Source organism: Bradyrhizobium sp. WSM1743 (genome assembly GCF_000473065.1).
GTDB lineage: Bacteria > Pseudomonadota > Alphaproteobacteria > Rhizobiales > Xanthobacteraceae > Bradyrhizobium.
This window is the reverse complement of record NZ_AXAZ01000086.1, coordinates 1-21,307: the sequence shown is the minus strand read 5'-3', so window position 1 is coordinate 21,307 and position 21,307 is coordinate 1. Positions and strand designations below refer to the sequence as shown.

Annotated in this window: 21 protein-coding genes and 1 pseudogene; 7 read left to right on the top strand and 15 right to left on the bottom strand. The window is 64.5% G+C overall.

The window, feature by feature from the left end:
* Positions 1-26: 26 nt before the first annotated feature.
* Genes YU9_RS0133740 through YU9_RS0133720 form a run of 5 tightly spaced genes read right to left on the bottom strand, consistent with a single transcriptional unit; the run spans position 27 to position 4,927 of the window.
* On the bottom strand, positions 27-758 hold the full coding sequence (locus YU9_RS0133740) for an aspartate/glutamate racemase family protein (RefSeq protein ID WP_027576727.1): 732 nt from the start codon (positions 756-758) through the stop codon (positions 27-29).
* A gap of 4 nt (positions 759-762) precedes the next feature.
* Positions 763-1,641, bottom strand: a complete 879-nt coding sequence (locus tag YU9_RS0133735) for an ABC transporter permease (RefSeq protein WP_027576726.1) — start codon at positions 1,639-1,641, stop codon at positions 763-765.
* A 3-nt stretch (positions 1,642-1,644) separates the two neighbouring features.
* Entirely contained in the window at positions 1,645-2,604 is a 960-nt protein-coding gene (locus YU9_RS0133730) for an ABC transporter permease (RefSeq protein WP_027576725.1), read from the bottom strand.
* Between the two features lie 4 nt (positions 2,605-2,608).
* Positions 2,609-3,898, bottom strand: coding sequence for a PotD/PotF family extracellular solute-binding protein (locus YU9_RS0133725; RefSeq protein ID WP_027576724.1), 1,290 nt, complete (start codon positions 3,896-3,898; stop codon positions 2,609-2,611).
* Between the two features lie 42 nt (positions 3,899-3,940).
* Positions 3,941-4,927 carry an ABC transporter ATP-binding protein gene (locus tag YU9_RS0133720; RefSeq protein ID WP_027576723.1) on the bottom strand — a complete coding sequence of 329 codons (987 nt, stop codon included), beginning with the start codon at positions 4,925-4,927 and terminating at the stop codon, positions 3,941-3,943.
* A 259-nt stretch (positions 4,928-5,186) separates the two neighbouring features.
* Here YU9_RS0133720 and YU9_RS0133715 point away from each other — a divergent pair, with 259 nt between their 5' ends.
* Positions 5,187-5,894: a GntR family transcriptional regulator gene (locus YU9_RS0133715; RefSeq protein ID WP_027576722.1), complete on the top strand. Its 708-nt coding sequence runs from the start codon at positions 5,187-5,189 to the stop codon at positions 5,892-5,894.
* A gap of 392 nt (positions 5,895-6,286) precedes the next feature.
* Complete coding sequence (locus YU9_RS43290) at positions 6,287-7,834, top strand: FAD-dependent oxidoreductase (RefSeq protein ID WP_036018791.1); 1,548 nt, start codon at positions 6,287-6,289, stop codon at positions 7,832-7,834.
* A 120-nt stretch (positions 7,835-7,954) separates the two neighbouring features.
* Here YU9_RS43290 and YU9_RS0133700 read toward each other — a convergent pair whose 3' ends face one another.
* The 4 genes from YU9_RS0133700 to YU9_RS48365 form a co-directional block, all read right to left on the bottom strand.
* Positions 7,955-8,581, bottom strand: a complete 627-nt coding sequence (locus YU9_RS0133700; protein WP_027576720.1) for a transglutaminase-like cysteine peptidase — start codon at positions 8,579-8,581, stop codon at positions 7,955-7,957.
* Positions 8,582-8,912: 331 nt separating this feature from the next.
* On the bottom strand, positions 8,913-9,524 hold the full coding sequence (locus YU9_RS0133695; RefSeq protein ID WP_026312634.1) for a PilZ domain-containing protein: 612 nt from the start codon (positions 9,522-9,524) through the stop codon (positions 8,913-8,915).
* Between the two features lie 69 nt (positions 9,525-9,593).
* On the bottom strand, positions 9,594-10,760 hold the full coding sequence (locus YU9_RS0133690) for a CynX/NimT family MFS transporter (protein ID WP_027576719.1): 1,167 nt from the start codon (positions 10,758-10,760) through the stop codon (positions 9,594-9,596).
* A gap of 19 nt (positions 10,761-10,779) precedes the next feature.
* Positions 10,780-11,016, bottom strand: a complete 237-nt coding sequence (locus YU9_RS48365) for a hypothetical protein (RefSeq protein ID WP_156952275.1) — start codon at positions 11,014-11,016, stop codon at positions 10,780-10,782.
* A gap of 279 nt (positions 11,017-11,295) precedes the next feature.
* Between YU9_RS48365 and YU9_RS0133675 the strand changes: the two genes are divergently transcribed.
* Both YU9_RS0133675 and YU9_RS0133670 read left to right on the top strand, forming a co-directional pair.
* On the top strand, positions 11,296-12,447 hold the full coding sequence (locus tag YU9_RS0133675) for a zinc-binding dehydrogenase (protein WP_027576717.1): 1,152 nt from the start codon (positions 11,296-11,298) through the stop codon (positions 12,445-12,447).
* Positions 12,448-12,449: 2 nt separating this feature from the next.
* On the top strand, positions 12,450-12,866 hold the full coding sequence (locus YU9_RS0133670; protein WP_027576716.1) for a VOC family protein: 417 nt from the start codon (positions 12,450-12,452) through the stop codon (positions 12,864-12,866).
* Positions 12,867-12,872: 6 nt separating this feature from the next.
* Here the strand turns inward: YU9_RS0133670 and YU9_RS0133665 are convergent, their stop codons facing one another.
* Positions 12,873-13,613: a metallophosphoesterase gene (locus YU9_RS0133665; RefSeq protein WP_027576715.1), complete on the bottom strand. Its 741-nt coding sequence runs from the start codon at positions 13,611-13,613 to the stop codon at positions 12,873-12,875.
* A gap of 566 nt (positions 13,614-14,179) precedes the next feature.
* On the opposite strand from YU9_RS0133665, the gene YU9_RS0133660 reads away from it, so the two are divergent.
* Complete coding sequence (locus YU9_RS0133660) at positions 14,180-16,111, top strand: DEAD/DEAH box helicase (RefSeq protein ID WP_027576714.1); 1,932 nt, start codon at positions 14,180-14,182, stop codon at positions 16,109-16,111.
* Between the two features lie 81 nt (positions 16,112-16,192).
* Here YU9_RS0133660 and YU9_RS0133655 read toward each other — a convergent pair whose 3' ends face one another.
* The 4 genes from YU9_RS0133655 to YU9_RS0133640 form a co-directional block, all read right to left on the bottom strand.
* Positions 16,193-16,486: a hypothetical protein gene (locus YU9_RS0133655; RefSeq protein WP_027576713.1), complete on the bottom strand. Its 294-nt coding sequence runs from the start codon at positions 16,484-16,486 to the stop codon at positions 16,193-16,195.
* A 127-nt stretch (positions 16,487-16,613) separates the two neighbouring features.
* Entirely contained in the window at positions 16,614-17,120 is a 507-nt protein-coding gene (locus YU9_RS0133650) for a GNAT family N-acetyltransferase (RefSeq protein WP_027576712.1), read from the bottom strand.
* Between the two features lie 49 nt (positions 17,121-17,169).
* Positions 17,170-18,303 (bottom strand): DJ-1/PfpI family protein, encoded by a 1,134-nt coding sequence (locus YU9_RS0133645; protein ID WP_027576711.1) that lies wholly within the window; start codon positions 18,301-18,303, stop codon positions 17,170-17,172.
* Positions 18,304-18,464: 161 nt separating this feature from the next.
* On the bottom strand, positions 18,465-19,019 hold the full coding sequence (locus tag YU9_RS0133640) for a PAS domain-containing protein (protein ID WP_027576710.1): 555 nt from the start codon (positions 19,017-19,019) through the stop codon (positions 18,465-18,467).
* 564 nt (positions 19,020-19,583) lie between these two features.
* On the opposite strand from YU9_RS0133640, the gene YU9_RS0133635 reads away from it, so the two are divergent.
* Together YU9_RS0133635 and YU9_RS0133630 are read left to right on the top strand one after the other, a co-directional pair.
* Positions 19,584-20,390, top strand: coding sequence for a rhomboid family intramembrane serine protease (locus YU9_RS0133635; protein ID WP_027576709.1), 807 nt, complete (start codon positions 19,584-19,586; stop codon positions 20,388-20,390).
* 188 nt (positions 20,391-20,578) lie between these two features.
* Entirely contained in the window at positions 20,579-21,007 is a 429-nt protein-coding gene (locus YU9_RS0133630) for a CBS domain-containing protein (protein WP_027576708.1), read from the top strand.
* A 17-nt stretch (positions 21,008-21,024) separates the two neighbouring features.
* On the opposite strand, the pseudogene YU9_RS43280 reads toward YU9_RS0133630, so the two are convergent.
* Positions 21,025-21,307: pseudogene (locus YU9_RS43280) on the bottom strand (IS5/IS1182 family transposase); the annotation flags it as partial.

Sequence of the window (21,307 nt, the reverse complement as noted above, 5' to 3'; positions counted from 1 at the left end):
TCCGAGAGTCCCCACAAGGGGCAGGCTCAAGGCTGAAACTGCGAAAACAGCCCGGAATAGCCCTTCGCGCGCGGCGCGGCGTAGGGGCCGAGGCGGGAGGTCTTCAGCCCCAGCCGCACCAGTGATTCCGCCAGCGTCACCGCAGCAGCGACGCCATCGACCACGGGCAGGCCGTGCGCACCGGCGAGCTCGCTGGCGAGATCGGCCATGCCGGCGCAGCCGAGCACGATGGCTTCCGCGCGGTCGTCGCGGATCGCGGCCGTGATCTCCGCCGAGATTTTGCCGAGGGCATCGGCATTACGCTCCTCGAGCGCCAGCACCGGCACCTCGGCAGCGCGAACGCGGGCGCAGCGATCAGCGAGGCCGTATTTCTGTAAATTGTGCTCGATCGGCACGAGGGAGACACCCAGCGTCGTCACCACGGCAAAACGCGCGGCGATCAGGCTCGCCATGTGGAAACCGGCTTCACCAATGCCGATCACGGGTGCCCTCGCCACCGCGCGCGCGGCATCTAAGCCGGTGTCGTCGAAGCAAGCGATGATGTGCGCATCCGCACCATTGCGGTCGGCCTCGCGGATGCAGCCGAGCATGCCGGGGACGGCAAAGGCTTCGTCGTAAAATCCCTCGATGGAAACTGGACCCATCGCGGGCTGGCTGGCGTCGATCAATGTGTCGGGCAGGCAGACGCTGCGCGCCGCAGCGGCGATCTTCGCCGTCATCGACGCGGTGGTATTGGGATTGACGACGTGAAGCCGCATCAGATCAGACGAGCCCTTTGCCGGCGTCCGAGCCCTTGGCCGCCTGCCGCTTGTTGAGCACGTGGATGGTGCCGAGCGCAAGCGTGATCACCGTGAACGAGACGGCCGAGATCACGGTGCCGAGCGCGTAGATGTCAGGGTTGGTCACGGTGGTGGTGAGGCCCTGGAGATCGAGCGGCAATGTATTGACCGCGCCGATCGCCTGGCTGGAGCGCGCCAGCTCGTCCCAGGACAGCGTGAAGCCGAACAGACCGATGCCGATCACGGAGGGCAGGATGATCGGCAGCACGACGTGACGGAAGGTCTGCCACGGCGTTGCACCGAGATCGCGCGCAGCTTCCTCGAGGCGCGGATCGAAGCGGTTGAAAATCGCGAACATGATCAAAAGCCCGAACGGCAGCGTCCAGGTCAAATGCGCGCCGAGCCCTGATGTGAGCAGGCCCATCGACGTCTCGAAATTCTCGTTCCAATGCGCCTTGATCAGATCGTCGATGATGCGGAATTCAAGTGAGATGCCGAGCGAGGTGATGATCGAGGGAACGATCAGGCTCGCGATGGCCGAGTAGAACAGGATGCTTTGCGCTTTGAACTTGCGGCGGAAGGCCATGCCGGCGGCGACCGACAGCACGACGGTGACGATCATCACGATGACGCCGAGCAGCAGCGAGCGGCGGAAGGCCGCGCCGAGATCGACGATGCCGGTGCCCTGGAACAGTTTTGCGATCCAGAAGGTCGATACGCCGTTCATCGGGAAGGTGAGGCCGCCCTGCGGCCCCTGGAACGACAGCACGTAGATCGCGATCATCGGCCCGTAGAGGAACAGCACATAGGCCGCGAAGAAGATCGCGAGCACGTAGAAAGAGCGCGGACGTCCTTCCGTCATGCGCTAGAGCTCCTTCTTGATGTCGACGATGCGCGACATCATGGTGATGATCAGGAAGGTGATCGCGAGCAGGATCACGGCGTTGGCTGCGGCGGCGGGAAATTGCAGCGCGTTGACCCGCGTCTCGATGATCTTGCCGGCCGCCGCAATCTGCTGGCCGCCCATCACGCCGATGGTGATGAAGTCGCCCATCACGATGGTGATGACGAAGATCGAGCCGATCACGATGCCGGGCTTGGCCAGCGGAATGATGACGTTGACGAGGGTCTGGAAGCCGGTGGCGCCGGCATCATAGGCGGCCTCGATCAGCGACTTGTCGATGCGCACCATCGAGTTGAAGATCGGCACGACCATGAAGAAAGTGAAGAGGTGCACCAGGGCCAGCACCACGGAGAACTCGGAGAACAGCAGCCATTCCAAGGGATGGTCGATCAGTCCCGTCTTCATCAGGCCGGAGTTCACGAGGCCGTTGCGCCCGAGCAACGGGATCCAGGCGATCATGCGGATCACGTTGGAGGTCCAGAACGGGATCGTGCAGAGCAGCGACAACCCCATCTGCCAGGTCTTGGACTTGACGTGGAAGGCGAGGAAATAGGCGACCCAGAAGCCGATGAAGAGGGTGATGGCCCAGACCATGAAGCACAGCTTCAGCGTCATCAGATAGGTCTTGCCGATGGTGCACAGGTCGGGAAGCTGCGCGATGCAGCCTTCGAACGTGTCGGTGTAGCCGCGGCCCGAGAACGCCGGCAGCAACTGGTATTCGTTGTAGTCCCAGAACGAGACGATGACGACGAACACCAGCGGGATCAGGAAGAAGGCGAGGAACACCAGCATCATCGGCCCGGCCTGGAGCCAGGAGATGAAGGACGGCGAAAGGCGCGCCGCCTTGCTGCGGCGCGCCGTTTCCGATCCCCGGACGAGGTCCGGGGATGCCTGATGCAGGATGTCCTCTGACGTGTCCATCAATTTAGGCCGCGATGAACTCGTTCCACTTGCGGACCATGTAGTCGTTCTCATCCATCACGGCGTTCCAGCAGGCGACGGCGCCCATGCGGTCCTCGTAGGAGCCGCCGTCCCGCACCGCGCCGGCCTTTTCCAAGAGCGAGCCGTCGGGCGCCTTGATGTCCTTCTCGGCCGGCTTGCCTTCCATCCAGTACGCCCACTCATACGGCTCCATATGCGCCTTCGCGGTGGAGAGCACGGCGGAGTAATAGCCTTGGCGGTTGAGATAGGCGCCGGCATAGCCGGACAGGAACCAGTTCACGAACTCATAGGCCCATTCGAGCTTGGCACCCGACACGCCCTTGGAAACGCAGAAGCCCGAGGCCCAGGAGCGGTAGCCTTCCTTCAGCGGCTGGAAGGTGCAGGGGATGCCCATCGAGCGCACCTTCGTCACAGCCGGCGACCACATCGACTGAATGACGGTCTCGCCCGATGCCATCAGGTTGACGCTCTCGTTGAAGTCCTTCCAGAACGCCCGGAACTGGCCGGCCTTCTTGGCCTCGATCATCACCTTCATGGTGAGATCGATCTCTTCCTTGGTCATGTTGCCCTTGTCGGCATATTTGTACTTGCCCGAGGCCTCCACGACCATCGCGGCGTCCATGATGCCGATCGAGGGGATGTTGAGGATCGAGGCCTTGCCCTTGAACTCAGGGTTGAGCAGCTCGGACCACGAGCTGATCGGGCGCTTGATCAGGTCGGGGCGGATGCCGAGCGTGTCGGCGTTGTAGACGGTCGGGATCAGCGTCACGAATTCGGTCGCCGACGTCGCGAACTTCTTGGAGTCCTTGCCTTCGAGATAGAGCACCTTCCAGGGCGCGGTGCCCTGGCCGCCGATCTTCTTGCCGCCGGGCGTCTCGCCCTTGGTGAAGACGGGCGTGATGTTGTCGAACTCCTTGATCTTCTTGGCGTCGAGGGCAAGGATGTTGCCCGACGGCACCAGCTTCTTCAGCGAAAAATATTCGGTGTCGAGGACGTCGAAGGAGTTCGGCTGGGTCATCACGCGCTTAGTGACGTCGTCGGTGGTCGCGGTGATGTATTCGATCTTGATGCCGGTGTCCTTCAGGCACTGCTTGGAGATGTCGTCGCCCTCGTTCACGGCGGTGCCGAGATAGCGCAGCACCTTCGCGTCGGCCGACTTCACGTAGGGAAAGCCGGTGATCGCGCCGGAGCCGGCGGCAAGGCCCGCGAGACCCGCGGTGCCCTTGAGTAGTGTGCGGCGGCTGACGCCGGTCGTCCTGGTGGTCTCGCTCATGTCAGTCACTCCTCTGTTGCGCATTCCAGTGATCGATCGGCGCTATTGCAGGCCTTGCGCCTTGGCGGGATCCCAGGTGGCCAGCACGCGATCGCCCGGACGGAACGGGTGGACGTCGAAGGTGGCTTCGGGAACATGGGAAAACAGGGCGGTGCCGTCGTCGAGCGTGAGCGAGACGGCGATGTAGGAGCCCTGGTACTCGGTCTGGGTCAGCAGCGCCGGTGCGCCGAACGCGCCGTGGGCGAATGGCACGATGCCGAGCTGATCGGCGCGCACCGCGATGAGCTTGCCGGCGTCGCTGAGGACGTTGTGGCCGCCGATGAAGCGCGCCACGAATTCGGTGCGGGGATGGTGGAAGATCTCGCGCGCGGTGCCCTGCTGCTCGATCCGGCCGTGGTTCATCACCACGATGTGGTCGGCGAGCGCCATCGCCTCTTCCTGGCCGTGGGTGACCTGGATGAAGCTGATGCCGAGCTCGCGTTGTAGCCGCTTCAATTCGCCCCGCATCTTCACCCGCAGGAACGGATCGAGCGCCGAGAGCGGCTCGTCGAGCAGGAGGATCTGCGGCTCGGTGATCAGCGCGCGGGCGAGCGCCACCCGCTGCTGCTGGCCGCCGGAGAGCTGGGCGGGGAGGCGGCCTGCATATTGGCTCATCGCGACCAGCTCGAGCAATTCGCCGGCGCGCTTGTGCCGCGTCGGCTTGTCGATGCCGCGCATCTTCAAGGCGAAGGCCACATTGTCGAGCACGGAGAGGTGCGGAAACAGCGCGTAGGACTGGAACATCATCGCCGTGCCGCGTTTGGCGGGCTCGAGGTCGGTGACGTTTTGCGCGCCGAGGATGATGTCGCCTTCGCTGACCGCCTCGTGGCCTGCGATCATGCGCAGCGTCGAGGTCTTGCCGCAGCCGGAGGGACCGAGCAGGCAGCAATAGGTGCCGGCCGGGATCTTCAGGTTGACGTTATCGACCGCCAGCGTGGTGTCGTAGCGCTTGGTGACGGCGACCAGTTCGAGAGCGGCGGGAGTGGCCATGGCGTGTCCGAGGAGGGGCGATGCGTCCCGCCTCTCTCCGCAAGGTCCGTGCCAACAGCCGGCGGCTGTGCGAATTTCCAAAACTGTGCAGCGGAGTCAGATCGTTAGGTCAATTCCGGTCCAGTTTGGCTGGCCGCCTTCTGCGTAGCCATCTGCACACAAAACGGGCGCAGATTGTATAAAGTTTCGCCTGTGATTGGATACAGCTCGTCGACTAACATTTCGGGGCCGAACGTCTGTCGATCGAGCCCTCACACCCATGGCCGCCAAGACCCGCCAAAAATCCGATGCGCCAGATGCGAGCGATCGCGTTAGCCGTATCAGGGAGGGGGTGACCGCGGCGATCCTCGAACATCGTCTGCTGCCGGGTACGAAGCTCGGTGAGGACGAGATCGGCGAGATCTACGGCGCGAGCCGCACGCTGGTGCGCACCGCGCTGCAGCAGCTCGCGCATGAGGGCATCGTCAACATCGAGAAGAACCGCGGCGCCTTCGTTGCGCGGCCGACGCCCGCCGATGCTCGCGAAGTGTTCGAGGCGCGGCGCCTGATCGAGCCCACCATCGTGGACCACGCCATCGACGCGGTCTCGCCGGCCTGGCTCGATCGCCTCGGCCAGCATCTTGCCGAGGAGCGCGAAGCGGAATTGCGCGGCGATGCGCGCGCCTCAGTGCGGCTCTCCGGCGAGTTTCATCGTCTCGTCGCCGAGATGAGCGGCCACAGCATCTATCTCGGCTTCCTGAAGGAGCTGATCGCGCGCTCCTCGCTCATCATCCTGCTCTACCGCCGCCACGACACGCCGGCCTGCGGCACCGATCATCACGCCGGAATCGTCGCCGCGATCCGCAAGCGCGACAAGGCGCACGCGGGGGCCTTGATGCTGTCGCACCTGAACGAGATCGAGGCGGAGCTGTTCCTGAAGGATCCCGCCGCCGACGAGTTGCGGCTTGCGGATGTGCTCGGCGCCTGACCGGTCCTGCGAGGCGTTGCGGCCGGGCCGGCGATCAGCGGCTGAGTTCACTTTCGGCGGCAAGCTGCCCGTCAGGCGTGATCTCGTATTCGCCGTCCTGCTTGGTCATCCATCCTGACCTGACCATCTCTCGTGCAAGCTGTATCGAGCAGATGGGATGATTGCCTCCCGGGTGATACAGCCTGTCATTGCGAACGAGCAGGTGCCCGTACAATTGAGCCTGACGCAGCGCCCTGCGCATTCCGGGTGATGGAGTTCTCATGCCGTTTCATGCGCGAGCACGATGAAGGTTCCTAATCGATGAGGCGAGCATCAATGATCTTTCGGCTCGCCGTCTGTCGGACAGGAACCCTGATCCTGCCGCATCGTTTGTTCCTCCGAGGAGAACTGCCATGAACGTACGGGACGAGCACACCCGATCGCCCTGGATGGATGTCTCGGTCGCTGACGCGCCGGCGCTATCCGGGACCGTGGGCACAGACGTCGTCGTTGTCGGTTCTGGAATTGCCGGGCTATCGGTCGCCTATGAACTTGCCAGCCACGGACGTTCGGTCGTGGTGCTGGACCGCGGTGGCATCGGCAGCGGGATGACGGCGCGTACCACCGCGCACCTGGCGACGGCGCTCGACGACGGTTACGACGAGTTGGTGAGGGTGCGAGGCCCCGACTGTGCCCGCCACTACTATCAGAGCGTCGCGACCGCGATCGATCGCGCCGAGGCCATCCAGCGTATCGAGCACATCGATTGCGATTTTCAACGCCTGGACGGCTATTGGGTGCTGGCGCCCGAAACGCCGGCATCCGAGCTGGATGAGGAATTGGTTTGCTGTCGCAAGCTGGCGATCCCCGTCGAAAATTGCGTCGAGCCGACCCCGTTCCATGCCAAAGGCCAGATGCGTTCGCTGCGTTTTCCGCGCCAGGCACGCCTGCACCCGACCAAATATCTCGCTGGTTTGGCGAGCGCACTGGAGCGCCGGGGAGCGAAGCTCTACGCCGACACGTGTGTCGAAAGCGTCCGCCAACGCCAAGGCGACATGGTCGTGACGACCGCCTCAGGCTACGAGGTCCACGCCGCCGACGTGGTGGTCGCGACGAACTCGCCCGTCAATGTGCAGGTCGCGATCCACACCAAGCAGGCGCCTTACCGCACTTATGCGCTCGCCGCGAAGATTGCGGCCGGCGCGCTGGAGGATGCGCTCTATTGGGATACGCTCGATCCCTATCACTATGTCCGACTCCAGCCGTTCTCTGCCGACGAGGATATCGTGATCATCGGCGGCGAAGACCATAAGTCGGGCGAAGCGAACGACGGCGCACAACGTCTTGATGCGCTCGAACGCTGGGCTCGCGAGCGATTGCCGGACCTGCGCGAGGTCACTCATCGCTGGTCCGGCCAGGTGCTGGAGCCGATCGATTTCGCCGGCTTCATCGGTCGCAGCCCCGGCGAGGAGCATCTCTTCATCGTCAGCGGCGATTCAGGGCAGGGGATCACGAACGGGCTGGTCGCCGGCTTGTTGGTGACGGATTTGATCACGATTGGCGCGAACCCGTGGGAGGAGGTCTACGCCCCGGCCCGGAAGATTCACAAGAACATCGGCGAGTTCATCAGCGAGAACATCACACCGCTGAAGAATTTCGCGGAGTATCTCGCGGCGAGCGAGATCGCGAGCGTCGAACGTCTGCGGCCCGGCGAGGGGCGCCTCGTCCGCAGCGGCCTGAAGAAGATTGCGGCGTGCCGCGACCGGAACGGGCATTTGCATCTGCATTCGGCAAGCTGCACCCATCTTGGCTGCGTCGTGCACTGGAATTCACTCGAGCAGTGTTGGGATTGCCCGTGTCACGGCTCGCAGTTCGCCCCTGATGGCACCGCGCTCAATGGCCCCGCAGTGTCGCCGCTGGGCGAGGCCGACAAGCCCGCCAATCTTGAAGCTGCGGAGTGAGCGGTCATCCCTGAAAAAAAGTTGCGCCCAGCCATTGGGGGATGGCTGGGCGCGCGCGAACCGGTCTGGGACGGGGAGGGGTGGGGATGTGACCGGGTCGCGTAACTCGTTGTCTCGTTCCTACTGATCTTTCGCGCTGGCGGTGGAGACCGCCGGCTTGGTATCGCCCAGCGAGACCCACACGTTGGGATCGCTCTGCGACTGGCGCTTGACGAAGCGGTAGCCGGTCTCCGTCCAGGCGAGGACGTTCTCGTTCTGATTGTCGAGAACGAACTCACCCTTGTCGGTCTTCACCGTCAGCACCGCGTGGCCTTCGCCCTTCTTGTCGCGCACGACGGTGATGAGCAGGGCCTGGCGCGGCCATCCGGCGTCCATCAGCATCTTGCGCTTCAACAGCACGTAGTCTTCACAGTCGCCGTAGCCGTCGGTCGGCAGCGACCACTTCTCGATCACGCCCCAGTGCTCCTGGTCGGTCAAAGGCTTGACGGTCTCGTTGACCCAGCGATTGACCTTGACGAGGTCGCGCCATGCGGCCTGCGACATCACGATGTCGCGCGGCTGCATCGGCGCGCCCTGGCACTGGGCAGCATTGTCCGCGCAGAACTCGACCCAGCCGATCGGCGCACGCGTGGTGTCGCCGAGGCTCGCGTAGAGCAGACGGCCTTCGCCGGCCTGCGCTGCCGCGCTGATCCCGAAGAGCATGGCGACCAGCGCCAGCCCCTTCCCCTGTCCCCTGAAGTCAAACATTGCGGCCCCCGTTTCTTGTTGGGACCACATTTCGCACGGAGCTTTTGAGTTGCCGCTAAGTCAGCCAAGTCAAGTCGAGACGAATGCAAGTAAAAGGCGCGGCGAATTCGATCTATACTTGAATCGAATTCGAATAAAATTCGATATGACTGCAATTGATTCAAATTTTATCGGTTAACGCGAAAACGCTGGCAGACGCGTTGTTTGCGCGCATCTACAACCCAGGCGTTAACCGCGGGCGACTCGCCGCGAGACACGAAAAAAGGCGGCGTCCGCATTGCGGAGGCCGCCTTCGAGCCTGGAAATGTCGAGGTTTTCGTGTCCTCGCGGTTTACCGCGCGGTAACGCTCTCTTCGAGTGTCTCGGCCGGCTGCTCGTGCATGAACTCCAGCGCAAAGCCGTCCTCGAGATTTCGCACCACGCGGCCCTGGACCCGGCCCAGCAGAACCGTCGACTTCAGCGGCGGCCGGTTCTCGGCGGCGATCGCGGCGCCAGACAGCGAGAGGTCGATGATGCGGCAGGTCATCTTGGTGCCGTCCTCGAGCGTCAGCACTGCGATCGGGTTGCGCGGCACGATACGGTCGTGGCGGCGGTCCTCCGGCAGATTGAGGATGTCGCGATTGGCGAGCCAGGTCAGCTGGGCCGCGAGCTTGTCCCTTTTCCTCGGCGTCGCACCGATCGTCATGGCGAAGCCGTTGTCGATGATACGGGTGATCTTGCCCTCGACGCGGCCGATATGGTCGAGATAGGCGACCACGCGGTCGCCGACATTGCCGATGCCGGGGGCGAGCAGAGCGAGGCCGCCCGGCGACATGTTGATCACCTGGCAGGGGAATTCCCGGCGGTCCGGCAGCATGTAGCGGCCGAGCAGGTGCACCTTCACCCGCTGGAAGCGCCTGCGCTCCTCGGCGGCCGGAAGAAATTTTTTGTTCGCCAACGCCATTTCCAACACCCGACCCCCCGCCCGGGCGGAGTCCGGCACGACCCTAAGGTGCATAGGGTTAATGCCGCGTTAGGATTGGAGACGTCGGTTGCGAACGGAAGCAATGCGCTCGAAAAGCCACATCAAGGGCGGGCAGGCCAGCACCGTCAACGCGCCGAGGTCGAGCGCAACCGCCGCAGTCCCGGCCGATTTGGCGAGCCGCCCGGCCAGGGCGGGACCGAGCATCATCGCGGCATAGAACAGCGTGTAGAATACGCCCATGCCGATCGCTCGCGTTTCCGGCGCAAGTACGCGGGCGGCGAGGCTCATGATCGGGCCAGCCGGGTGGCCGCCGATCAGCCCTATCAGGACGAGGATCGTGATCACCCGATCCGATCGCGGCAGCCAGGCCAGCAGCAGGGCGACCAAGAGGCTGGCCGCGATCGCCAGGATAAAGGGTCGTTTGAAGCGATCGGCGAGAAAGCCGCCTGCCGGCACCGAGATCACCGACAACCACATCACGACGCTGATGGCCGAGCCCGCCGCGGCGATGCTCCAGCCGCGTTCGGCCAATAGCGTCGGGCCGAACGAGAAGATCATGGCGAAGCCGACATTATAGAGGCCCCAGATCAGGCCGGCGACGATCACCGCCAGCAGGGCGAGAGGATCGAGCCGGACCGAGCCGGCCGCGCTCGCTGTGGCTCCCGGCGGCGGCTGGTAGAACGTGATCAGCAGAATGCCGATCGCAGTCAGCGCGCCCACGGACAGGAACACGGCACCCGCACCTTCGGCGGTGCCGATCGCCGGCAGGACCAGCAGCGAGATCGCAACACCAGCCGGCCAGGAATTGACGAAGATCGCCATCGCGGTGGCGATCTCCTTCCCCACGAACCAGTCGGCGGCCATCTTGGTGAGCTGCACCGTCAGCAACACTCCGCCGGCGCCGGAGGCGAGCCGGCCCGCCATTTGCCAGCTCCAGACGTCGGTGACGGCCATGACGAGGCTGCCTGCCGTCATCAGCAGCAGCGCGGCGATGGTCGCCGGCTTGTCGCCAAGAGCCCGGCCGATCGCGCCGCCCGGCAGCGCCAGCACGACGCCCGGTGTGAAATAGAGGCCGATCAGGATGCCGATATCGGCGAGCCCGACCCCGAAGGTCTGCTGCAGCAGCGGCGCGACCGCGGCTACGCTCTGGAATTGGAACGCAATGGTGAGGCGCACGACGAACAGGATCGCAAGAATGCCCCAGCGATTGCGCAATGCCTCATCTCCCAAGCCCTCAGTCGAGGGTGCGGTGAGGAGGGACCAGAGTCAACAGGCTGGCTTCTTCGCCGCACGTTGGCGCGATCACCGTCGAGGAGAGCGCGAGATACGACCCGATCACGCAAGTCAGGCATGTGGATTGGTACTGGTCGACCGAGACGGAGAAGGACTTTTGGCAAGCCGCCTTGCCGATGCGCAGCATCTTCCCGCAGGAGATGCCGTTGCTCGTGGCCTCGGGCGGCCTGCGCCTCATCGAGCGCTTCGGTGATTTCGATCGCAGCCCGCTGGCTGCGGGAAGCATGCGGCGGATATGCGTGTGCGGTCTTTAGTCCGGTAGCCCGGATGAACCAACGGGTCGGCGCAAAGCGCCGCCCGATGACAGGCTCCGCGATATCCGGGGCCGCTGCTCCCGCATATCGCTCCGCTCATGCGGCTACGAGACTGTCCGCTTGGCACAACCGCGCATCTCACATACGCTTCGCCTCAGCCCGCGCTAGCAACCATAACAAAAGCGGGCAGCGAGGAAACAGCCATGCAACAAATCCGCGTCTGCACCCACGCAGGGCCGGGCTCGGAGCCCGTCATCCGCACCGTGCCGTGGCCGAAGGTCGGCCGCAAGGCCGCGCTGATCAAAGTCGGCGCCTGCGGCGTCTGCGGCACTGATCTGCATATCCTGAAAGGTCATTGGCCGAAGCCGCTGCCGTGGCCGTTCACGCTTGGTCACGAGCTCGGCGGCGTCATCGTCGAATGCGGCGAGGAGTTCACCGAGGATTTCATGAGCAAGCCGCTCGAGGTCGGCTCCAAGGTGATGATCCCGCCGTTGATGCCGTGCGGGCACTGCTATTACTGCATCCATTATCCGCAGACCGCGAACAAGTGTCTGACTCCGGTCTATTACGGCCGCTATCTCGGCTTCGACAAGGCGCCGCACCTGTGGGGCGGCTGGGCGGAATATGTCTATGTCGATCTCGAGATGCTGCCGGGCACCAAGATCTACAAGCTGCCGGACGACATGTCGCTGCGCCTCGGCGCGCTGTCCGAGCCGCTGACCTCCTGCATCCGGGCCTTCAATCGTGCGACCCGCGCCGGCGGTTTTTCCTGGGGTGATACCGTGGTGATCCAGGGCTCGGGCCCGATCGGAATTCTCGCGGTCGCCGCCGCAAAGGAGATGGGGGCAGGGCGCGTGATCTGCGTCGGTGCGCCCGAGGAGCCGCGGCTCAAGCTGGCGCGCGAGTTCGGCGCGGAAGCGACTGTCAATATCGAGGAGATCAAGTCGCCGCAGGAGCGCATCGCGCGCGTGCGCGAGATCGTCGGTGGCTTCGGCGCTGATCTCGTGATGGATTGCTCGGGTCATCCGACCGCCGGCCCCGAAGGCATCGAGATGCTGCGCGACGGCGGCACCTATGTCGAGATGGGCCAGTTCACCGACGCCGGCTCGATCGAGACGTCATGGCATCGCATCTGCACCAAGGATCTCAACGTGCTGGGGTCCTGGGGCTTCACCGGCAACGATCTGCCGCTCGGCGTCGACATGCTCTACCGCACGCGTGACAAATATCCGTGGCTGAAGATGCAGACGATCTACCCGTTCACGGAAGCGGGCGTCGCGCAAGCGGTGAAGGATGCGATGGCGATGAAGACGGTGAAGTCGACCATCGTGCCGTGGCCGGAGCTGGTGGATTAGTTATGGTGGACGAGAAGTCAAGCGACCTCGGCTCACCCTTCCGCGCCATCCGTGCGATCGACTACACCGTCATCTTCGTGCGCGACATGGCCGCGATGCGCCGCTTCTACGAAGACATCCTCGCCTTCCCACTGCTGCGCGAGCTCTCGCCGAACTGGATCGAGTACGGCCTGGGCAGCAACACGCTGACGCTGGCAAGACCGAGCCGTACTGCCGCTGATGCACCGACGCCGGCGGGCAGCGCCGCGCTGCAACTGGCTTTCAAGGTGTCCGCGGCCGAGGTCGATCAATGTGCCGACGAGCTCGTGCGGTACGGCGTGGCACTGCTGTCGCCGCCGACGAACCAGTCCTTCGGTCACCGCACGTTGTTTTTCCGTGACCCCGACGGCAATCTGCTGGAGATCTATGCGGAGATCTGAGGGATTTTATTGGACGTAGCCAGACAACATGGCCTGTGCCCAGTCAGGCCGTTTGTTGGCGAGCGCGCGCGCCGAGGCGGCCTCCCAGTCGTATTCAAGGGCCAGAAGCTCGACCTGCCAGCCCCTTCTTCCCTTCGTGAGGATCGCGTAGCGGGCGTGAGGCGAGCGGTGCTCCAGTTTTGCGGCAAAGGGAATGTCTGCGAACACCGGGCAACCAACGCTTCCCGGATTGAGAACCAGACACTCGCCGGGGCCCTGAATGACCGCCTGGCGGTGGCTATGACCACACAGCACGACGCGGGCCGCAGGTTCACTCTTGAGACGCGTCGCCAGCACCTCGCGGCGTGCCGGCACAAAGCGGCCGTCGTCGAGCGTTTCCTCGAGCAGGCACGCCGTATCGTCCTCCGGCGTGCCATGGCAGGCCAGGATCCCGTCGTCGAGGCATATCCGGGAAGGCAAGCTGTGGAGTGCGAGACGCTGCTCCGCTGACAACGCATTGCGCGCAAACAGACCTGCCGGCGAGAGCTTGTCGTCCGGAAACTCCTCGATCCAGCGATCATGGTTTCCGCGCACGGTCGGCAGCGCCAGCGACTGGAGGAATTCGAAAGTTTCTCTCGGCCACAACGGACTGGTGACGCAATCGCCGAGGTTGACCGTACGGTCGACGCCCCGCGCCTTGATGTCGGCCAGCACGGCCTCCAGCGCAGCAAGGTTGCCGTGGATATCGGAAATGACTGCCAATCGCATCGTCGTGCTCCCCATTCTATTTCGCCTGAACTTAGCTCCGCCAGGTCGCTGCACTTATCTAGCATCAGCCGATAGCACGTTCACCAACTAGCCATCGCTGATCTTGCGTTCCTTCGCGACGCTCGCGCCCACCGCCTTCGTGCCCTGTGCGCTTGACGGAGGACGTCACGTGATCATTCCCGGTCGTGCTTCATCATCGTCATTGCGAGCGTAGCGAAGCAATCCAGAATCTTTCCGCGGTGGCAGCCTGGATTGCTTCGCTGTGCTCGCAATGACGGAGTACATGGCAGCGGAATCCACCTCTCTCGTGTCCCGGCCGCTGCAAGGCCCCCAGTGTCAGATTCGGTCGGGCCCGAGGTTAATCGAGGTGGCCGCAAAAATCCGCTGCAACCTTCCGGCGCGGTTCTCCCCGTCAAGCCATGCATCATAGGCATGGTGATTTCAGAACACTTGGCGTAAAGAGCGCCCAGATCAAATCAGCGTGCGGCCGGGCCGTTTGCCGCGCACGCAGATCAGGTCCGCAGGATCACCGTTCCGCGCCTGAATCAACCAAGGTTCTCCATCTCGTGTCTCTTCCGGCCCTGACCCCGCCGCTCGCCCGCGCTTTGGCCGAGCGGAACTATGATTCACTGACCCCCGTCCAGCTCGCGGTGCTCGCCGATGAGGCCACCGGCCGCGACCTCCTGGTCTCGGCCCAGACCGGTTCCGGCAAGACCGTCGCTTACGGATTGGCCATCGCCAAGAATCTTCTTGATGATGCCGAGCAGTTCGGAGCCGCGGCCGCGCCGCTCGCCTTGATCGTGGCGCCAACCCGCGAGCTCGCGCTTCAGGTTCAGCGCGAGCTGGCCTGGCTCTACGGGCATGCGGGCGGGCGCGTCGTCTCCTGCGTCGGCGGCATGGATCCGCGCCGCGAGCAGCGCGAGCTGGCGGCCGGCGCGCATATCGTCGTCGGCACGCCCGGGCGGCTGTGTGATCATCTGCGCCGCGGACGCCTCGACATCTCCGAACTCGCCGCGGTCGTGCTCGACGAGGCCGACGAGATGCTCAATCTCGGCTTTCGCGAGGACATGGAATTCATCCTCGAGACCACGCCGGAAGCGCGCCGCACCCTGCTGTTCTCGGCGACCTTTCCCCGCGGCATCGTCGCGCTCGCCAGGCAGTATCAGCGCGATGCGTTCCGGATCGAGGTCGCCGGTGACGAGGGTGGTCACGCCGATATCGAGTATCGCGCGATCCGTATCGCGCCCGCCGACGTCGAGCATGCCGTCGTCAACGTGCTGCGCTTCTACGAGGCGCCGAGCGCGCTGGTGTTTTGCAGCACGCGCGATGCCGTCCGGCATTTGCAGGCCGCGCTCCTGGAACGTGGTTTCTCTGTGGTCGCGCTATCGGGCGAGTTGACGCAGAACGAACGCGCCCTGGCGCTGCAATCGCTGCGGGACGGACGCGCCCGCGTCTGCGTCGCGACCGACGTCGCCGCCCGCGGCATCGACCTGCCGAGCCTCGACCTCGTCATCCATGCCGATCTGCCCAATGACGCCGAAGTCATGCAGCACCGCTCGGGTCGCACCGGGCGCGCGGGCCGCAAGGGGACGAGCGTCCTCCTGGTGCCGCCCGCGCGGCGGCGGCGCGCCGAGCTGTTGCTCAATCTCTCTGGGATCGATGCGGCCTGGGGCATCGCGCCGCAGGCGGATGAAATCCGCAAGCTCGATCACGAGCGCATGAAGGATGTGCTGTTCACCGAGGAGACCACCGCCGATGACCTCGCTCTCGCGCAGGCCTTGCTGGCCGAGCGCGCGCCCGAGGACATCGCCGCCGCGCTCGCGCGGCTTTATCGCGCGCGGCTGCCCTCGCCCGAGGACATCATCGATCCCGGTGAGCGAAGCGCCAAGCCGCGCGAGGAACGCGGGCGTGACAGATTTGAAGGCGGCGACGATCGCGTCAAGGCGCGATCGAAATCGGGAAAAGCGTCGTCCAAACATAGCATGGCGGAGGGCAGCGTCTGGTTCCGCGCCGCGATCGGGCGGCGCAAGAATGCGGAGGCGCGCTGGCTGCTGCCGATGATCTGCCGCCGCGGCGGCATCGACAAGCGCGACATCGGCGCCATCAAGATCATGGACACCACGACCGAGTTCGAGATCTCCGAGCGGGTCGCCGAATCCTTTGCGGCGAAGATCAGGCGTCCGGACAAGGAAGACAGCATCCGCATCGAGCCGATGGCGGATGCGCTTCGCCGGCAGGAAGTTTTGCAGGAGCGCTCTCACGCGCCGCGGCGCGAGGCTAGCGATGATCGTGAACGGCGCGACGATCGCCCGCGCGAGGCGGGTGGATTCAAGCCGCGCGGCAAACCTCACGGCGAGCGCGCGCCGAAATTCGCCGATGCAGTTTCTTTCGGAAAGAAGAGGCACAAGAACAGGCCGGGCCACGCGGAGCCGTCGGTCACACCCTGGCCGGTGAAGGGCGCATCGGGAAAGAAGGCAAAGAAGAAGCGGCGAGGCTGAGCTTCTGCCGTTCGATACTGACTGACAGGAACGATGCCGCCGGATTGCACCGGCGGCATCATCTGAAAGTCGGGAGTGAGTTCAGCGGCCGCCGCCACCGCCACCACCTCCGCCGCCACCACCACCACCGCCGGCATCGCGCATCGACGAGCTGTAGCGCGGGTCAGTCTGCTTCATGTAGATCGGCGAGGTATCGTGGTTAACGACGCGGCGTGAGCGGCCTGCGCTCGGCGTCTCGATCAGGACGCCGCAGCCTTCGAAGAAGGCGGTGTCGCAGCCATAGGTGCGGTACTGCGCCGCGTTGGCGCTGGTCGCGGTGAACGCGGCCGTCGCAACGCATGCAAGGAAAGCAACTTTCGACAATGTGAGCTTCATGGACATTCTCCAGCCTCGGTTCGGCGAGACCGGAACGGCTCGCACATCCCTTCGACGGAGGCTGATCCAAGCCGGTTCGAGACGGCGATTTCACGCCCACGTGAGCCGGGGCAGTCGGGGAGGGACGTTACGTCGCAGTGAGGTCGCGCAGCATATAGGTCGCGCCTTCGCCGTAAGAGGCAAGCTTCGCGCGCAGTTCCGCATCCGCGGTGACGGCTCGAAAGCCAAGCTGCTCCCACAGCGGCCGCGTGGCGTAGACCGAGACCAGTGCGAGCACTGTGATGCCGGATGAGCGCGCGAGCTGTTCGATGTCAGCGATATATGCGCGCAGAACGCCGCCGCGAAAAGCGGGCAATATGGCGACGTCGTGGACGTAGAGGCAATCCGCATCGTCAGGCAATCGTGCGAGCAAGTCGTCGAGCGGCGGGATCCGGTGCTGCTTCCAGGGATGCGAAAGCCCGTAGCCGGCGATCTCGTCGTCGCCGGCAAGCACGCGGCATCCAGCGGGATAGAGCCGCATCTTCTCGGCGAGCACCTCCAGGCTTTCAGGAAGATCGGGATGAATCCGTGCCGCGATCGCGCTGATCGCGGGCAGGTCGGAGGCGTGCGCAGGACGCCAATGCGGCTTGCTCATGTCTTTCCGTCGCTGTTGGTCCAGTTTATTCCGCTGCGCTGCCGTGCCGTCATCTCGGATATTCGAGCTGCATCGCGACGAAGTCCGCGGTGCGCCGCCCGTAGCGCACATCGATGGCGTGCAGCGTCCGGTCCAGCGCTCGCGCCGGCGGCAGGTCGATGGCGGCCGGCGGCGTCAGCTTTGCCGGCCAGTCGGCCGCGACCTCGTCCGGCAGGATGCGAAGGCCGCCGCGGCTGGTCTGCGCCTCTGCCGTGGCGGCGAAGGTGAGGGCACGCGAGCGATAGGTGCGCGACCACGCATCGGCTACAAGCGCAAGCGACACCTCGTCGATGCCTGGCGTCAGGGCGATTCCGAGTTGCTCGCGGCTCCAGAATGCAAGCGTGTTGGCGATCGCCGTCACCGCAAAGGGGCGTGTGAACCGGAACGCCTGGCTGCGGTGGCGCGCATCCCATTCCGCAAGACCGATCTCGTGGGCGACCGCCTCCGCCTTTGCGCGTCCGGCGATGGCCTCGACCAGGGTCAGGGCCATCGGCATGGATGCGGTGATGCCGGTCGTCGTCGCGACGCCGCGGTCGACCACCAGCCTGCGGTCCGCGACATAGCTGATCGCGGAATGCTTTTGCAGGTCGCGCACGGAGTACCAGTGCGTGGTCGCCCGCCGGCCGTCGAGCAGCCCGGTGTTGGCAACGACCTTGCCGCCGACGCAGACGCCGACGACGATCGCGCCCTTGCCGGCCTGGCTCTTGATCCACTGCAACGCCACGGCATCGTCTTCACGGCTCATCGCGGGCACAATGACGTAATCGGCGCCGTCGGGATGCGTAGCATCGAACTCGGCGATGGTCGCGTGCGGCTGCACTTTCAGTGCGGGATAGAGCGCGACGGGTCCAGGCTGCGTCGCCAAAATGAGGACGTCGGCGATTTCAGCGCGCGCGAGGATGCCGTATGGCATCAGATAGTCGGTCGTCTCGCTCATGTCGTTGATGCCGACGATGGCGATCAGGGGACGTTTGCGCTTCGGCGGCTTCAGCGCCGCAAGCGTCGCTTCGGTCTCGTCTTTGGATATCGCAGGCGCGGTTCCCGGAGCCGGCGCGCCAGGCAGCAGGAACAACCAGGTTCCGCCGATCGCCACCAGCAGTGCCACGCAGCCGACGCCGCTCAACGCCAGAATGCGCCATGTCATGATGATCTCACCCGATCCTCGTTGCTTCACGCGAGGCGGAAGCTAACTCTTGGCAACGACATCAGGAATGACGCAGATCCGGCAAAAACGGCCATCCAGATGCGCGTTGATTTGTCACGCGGCGAGTTCGTCTCGCGCGATGCTGTGCGTCGGGCGGGAGACTATCTCAGCCCCTCATACACCATCAGCCCGCGTGCGATCTGCAGTTTGCGGATGGCGCGCGGCAAGAGTTTCTCGGGCTGGTGCAGGTAGCGCCAGGAGGTGAGGGTGAAGCTACCGAGCGCCCCGCATTCGTCGTCGAACGGCGCGAGCACGCCGGTCACGCTCACCGGCGTGTGCGGGCGGGCGTTGAAGGGCAGCAGCAACAGCTCGAGATAGGTCTTGCTGCCGTCCTCGCGCGCGGCGGTGAGGCCGGCGATGGCGCCCAGCGTCTCGTCGGCGACGATGGTCGTGATCTCCTCGATCTCGCTCCGGCTCGCATCATCGAACAGGGCCGCAAAGCTCTGGTCCTTGAGGTCACGCCCTGCCAGCGCGCAGACGCGCGTGCCGGCGACGCGGAATGGGAAGCCGAGATGGGGCTCGCAGGACAGCACGAAGATGTCGCCGAGCAGGCCGCGGACCGCGGCCGGATCGATGTCGGCCCTGTCAGGGGCCCGTGCAGTGCCGCGCTTCTCGTCCCAATACGCGAAGAACGCGCGGCTCGACGGATGTTTCATGACTGAACGCTCACCCGGGGGTGCAACCTCGAAGGGACAAACCTGTCCCGCTTCAGTGCACCCACGATCCCTTCTGTTGTTGTGCAGGAGGGGATTTGCAGCGTCCATGCCGCAGCGGCGTTTTCAGGCTTCTTGTGCCTGCCTTTACGTCGTTAACGTTAAATTAACTATGCGCTTTGTGTCGGCCGCGCGCCTGCTATGGTGACCGCGGTCGCAAGCCTCGCCGCTTTCTCCAGGTTCTCGGCGGGGCCTGTACTTAGGGCGTCAAACAGTTTGGTCACGGGTCGCGGGGAGGGGTGGGGATACGCCTATCTCTCCGGCCACCGGAAGACCGACATGGACAGGCAGGGCTTTCCCAGGGCCCTGCCTTTTCCTTTTTCGGCCATCAACTCTCGTGCCCCGGACGCAGCGCAGCACTTCTTCAGCGATGCGCTTCAGAGCCGGGGCCCAGCGCCGGATCGAGCCGGACATCTCGCAGCTTTCCTTTTGTGCACTTGCGCAGGGACGGTAAAGGCGACTATCTGCAAGTGGATCGCTCCGATCGCGCCCGAAAGCGAAGCTGCCTTGAATTCCCCGCAAGATTCGTCACCGAACGTGCCGGCCGTCGTTGAGGAGGCTCCGCGCGAGCCGATCCTGATGCTGCCGGCGGCGCTGACCGCCTATATCGCCCTGCTGGCGCTGATCCATCTGCGGGTGCTGCTGCCGCCGGAGCTTGAGAACTGGACCATCGACGTCTTCGGCTTCATCCCGAAGCGCTACGATTCCTCGCTGCTCAATCTGCAGATTCCGGGCGGGGCGGGGGCGAAGGTCTGGACTTTCGTCACCTATTCGCTGCTGCACGCCAATCTCACCCATCTCGGCTTCAACGTGCTGTGGCTGCTGCCGTTCGGCAGCGCGCTGGCGCGGCGCTTCGGCACGGTCAGGTTCTTCGTCTTCCTGGCGGTGACGGCGGCGGCCGGCGCGCTCGCCCATCTCATCACCCATGAGCATGCGGTGGCGCCGATGATCGGCGCTTCGGCCTCGGTGTCGGGCGCGATGGCCGCCGCGATCCGCTTTGCCTTCGCCCGCGGCAGCTTTTTATCGTTCAGCCGATCGGACGCCGATACCGCCGCAAAAGTTCCCGCGCTGCCGCTGTCGCGTGCGCTGCGCGACGGGCGGGTGGTCGGCTTCCTTGCAGTCTGGTTCGGCGTCAACATCATCTTCGGCGTCGGCGCGATCGGCATCGATACCGAGACCACCAGCGTCGCATGGCAGGCGCATATCGGCGGCTTCTTCGCCGGCCTCTTGCTGTTCGCGCTGTTCGATCCCGTGCCGCGCGTGCGAAGCGATGCTGCGGATGCGTCATCACGGGACGTTTCTGACCGTGCCTGAAGCTGTGCTTGCGGTGCGGCCCGAATTCATCCATCATTCCCTGGAAGAATGTTCCGAAGCGACAAGCCCATAGAGGCAACGTTTCGACAAGCGCGCGAGCGTGAAACCCGCGCCAAAACTGTTAGTTGAAGACTCGCGAACAAGTTCGGACGCCACAAGGCGGACGGCTCCGATTCAGGGAGGCGACAATGACGGTACGTTCCATTCTGAACACCAAGGGCCACCAGATCATGAGCGTCGAGCCCGACGCCAAGCTGGCTGCCGCGATCAAGCTGCTCGGTGAGAAGAAGATCGGCGCGGTGCTGGTGATGAACCAGAGTCGCCTGGAAGGTATCCTGTCCGAGCGCGACATCGTGCGCGTGCTCGGCGAGCGCGGCGCCGGCGTGCTGGAGGAGCCCGTCTCGGAGGTGATGACCCGCAAGGTCGTCACCTGCAAGGAGACCGACACCGTCGCCGAGCTCATGGAGACGATGACGACAGGCAAGTTTCGCCATCTGCCCGTGATCGAGAACGGCAAGGTGGTCGGCCTCATCTCGATCGGCGACATCGTCAAGCGCCGGGTCCAGGAATACGAGGCCGAGCAGGAAGCCCTGCGCGACTACATCAAGACCGCCTGACCGGCCTTAGTCGTCCGTTAAGAAACCGATTTGAGCGGTAAGCAGTCGCTGGCGGCCGCGATGAGGGTGGTCAGGATCAGGCACCAAAGAGCCCTCAGCCAGGTGAGGACACGGCGGAAGTTGTGACCGACGGCGGAGAGGATGACGTTAGCCGCATCGCCGGGGCGGCCTTTGAGGTAGCATCGGCCGAGGTGACCATCGGTCTTCAGGTGTCCGATGATGGGCTCGATGGCGGAGCGGCGGCGCAGCTCGTGCTTGATGACACCGAAGACGCCGCGCTTCTGGCCGGAGATGAAGACG

What these genes read in the sequence shown, in the direction of transcription:
- YU9_RS0133740 (WP_027576727.1), bottom strand. Translation starts at nt 758, where the DNA reads ATGCGGCTTCACGTCGTCAATCCCAATACCACCGCGTCGATGACGGCG.
- YU9_RS0133735 (WP_027576726.1), bottom strand. Translation starts at nt 1,641, where the DNA reads ATGACGGAAGGACGTCCGCGCTCTTTCTACGTGCTCGCGATCTTCTTC.
- YU9_RS0133730 (WP_027576725.1), bottom strand. Translation starts at nt 2,604, where the DNA reads ATGGACACGTCAGAGGACATCCTGCATCAGGCATCCCCGGACCTCGTC.
- YU9_RS0133725 (WP_027576724.1), bottom strand. Translation starts at nt 3,898, where the DNA reads ATGAGCGAGACCACCAGGACGACCGGCGTCAGCCGCCGCACACTACTC.
- YU9_RS0133720 (WP_027576723.1), bottom strand. Translation starts at nt 4,927, where the DNA reads ATGGCCACTCCCGCCGCTCTCGAACTGGTCGCCGTCACCAAGCGCTAC.
- YU9_RS0133715 (WP_027576722.1), top strand. Translation starts at nt 5,187, where the DNA reads ATGGCCGCCAAGACCCGCCAAAAATCCGATGCGCCAGATGCGAGCGAT.
- YU9_RS43290 (WP_036018791.1), top strand. Translation starts at nt 6,287, where the DNA reads ATGAACGTACGGGACGAGCACACCCGATCGCCCTGGATGGATGTCTCG.
- YU9_RS0133700 (WP_027576720.1), bottom strand. Translation starts at nt 8,581, where the DNA reads ATGTTTGACTTCAGGGGACAGGGGAAGGGGCTGGCGCTGGTCGCCATG.
- YU9_RS0133695 (WP_026312634.1), bottom strand. Translation starts at nt 9,524, where the DNA reads ATGGCGTTGGCGAACAAAAAATTTCTTCCGGCCGCCGAGGAGCGCAGG.
- YU9_RS48365 (WP_156952275.1), bottom strand. Translation starts at nt 11,016, where the DNA reads ATGAGGCGCAGGCCGCCCGAGGCCACGAGCAACGGCATCTCCTGCGGG.
- YU9_RS0133675 (WP_027576717.1), top strand. Translation starts at nt 11,296, where the DNA reads ATGCAACAAATCCGCGTCTGCACCCACGCAGGGCCGGGCTCGGAGCCC.
- YU9_RS0133670 (WP_027576716.1), top strand. Translation starts at nt 12,450, where the DNA reads ATGGTGGACGAGAAGTCAAGCGACCTCGGCTCACCCTTCCGCGCCATC.
- YU9_RS0133665 (WP_027576715.1), bottom strand. Translation starts at nt 13,613, where the DNA reads ATGCGATTGGCAGTCATTTCCGATATCCACGGCAACCTTGCTGCGCTG.
- YU9_RS0133655 (WP_027576713.1), bottom strand. Translation starts at nt 16,486, where the DNA reads ATGAAGCTCACATTGTCGAAAGTTGCTTTCCTTGCATGCGTTGCGACG.
- YU9_RS0133650 (WP_027576712.1), bottom strand. Translation starts at nt 17,120, where the DNA reads ATGAGCAAGCCGCATTGGCGTCCTGCGCACGCCTCCGACCTGCCCGCG.
- YU9_RS0133645 (WP_027576711.1), bottom strand. Translation starts at nt 18,303, where the DNA reads ATGACATGGCGCATTCTGGCGTTGAGCGGCGTCGGCTGCGTGGCACTG.
- YU9_RS0133640 (WP_027576710.1), bottom strand. Translation starts at nt 19,019, where the DNA reads ATGAAACATCCGTCGAGCCGCGCGTTCTTCGCGTATTGGGACGAGAAG.
- YU9_RS0133630 (WP_027576708.1), top strand. Translation starts at nt 20,579, where the DNA reads ATGACGGTACGTTCCATTCTGAACACCAAGGGCCACCAGATCATGAGC.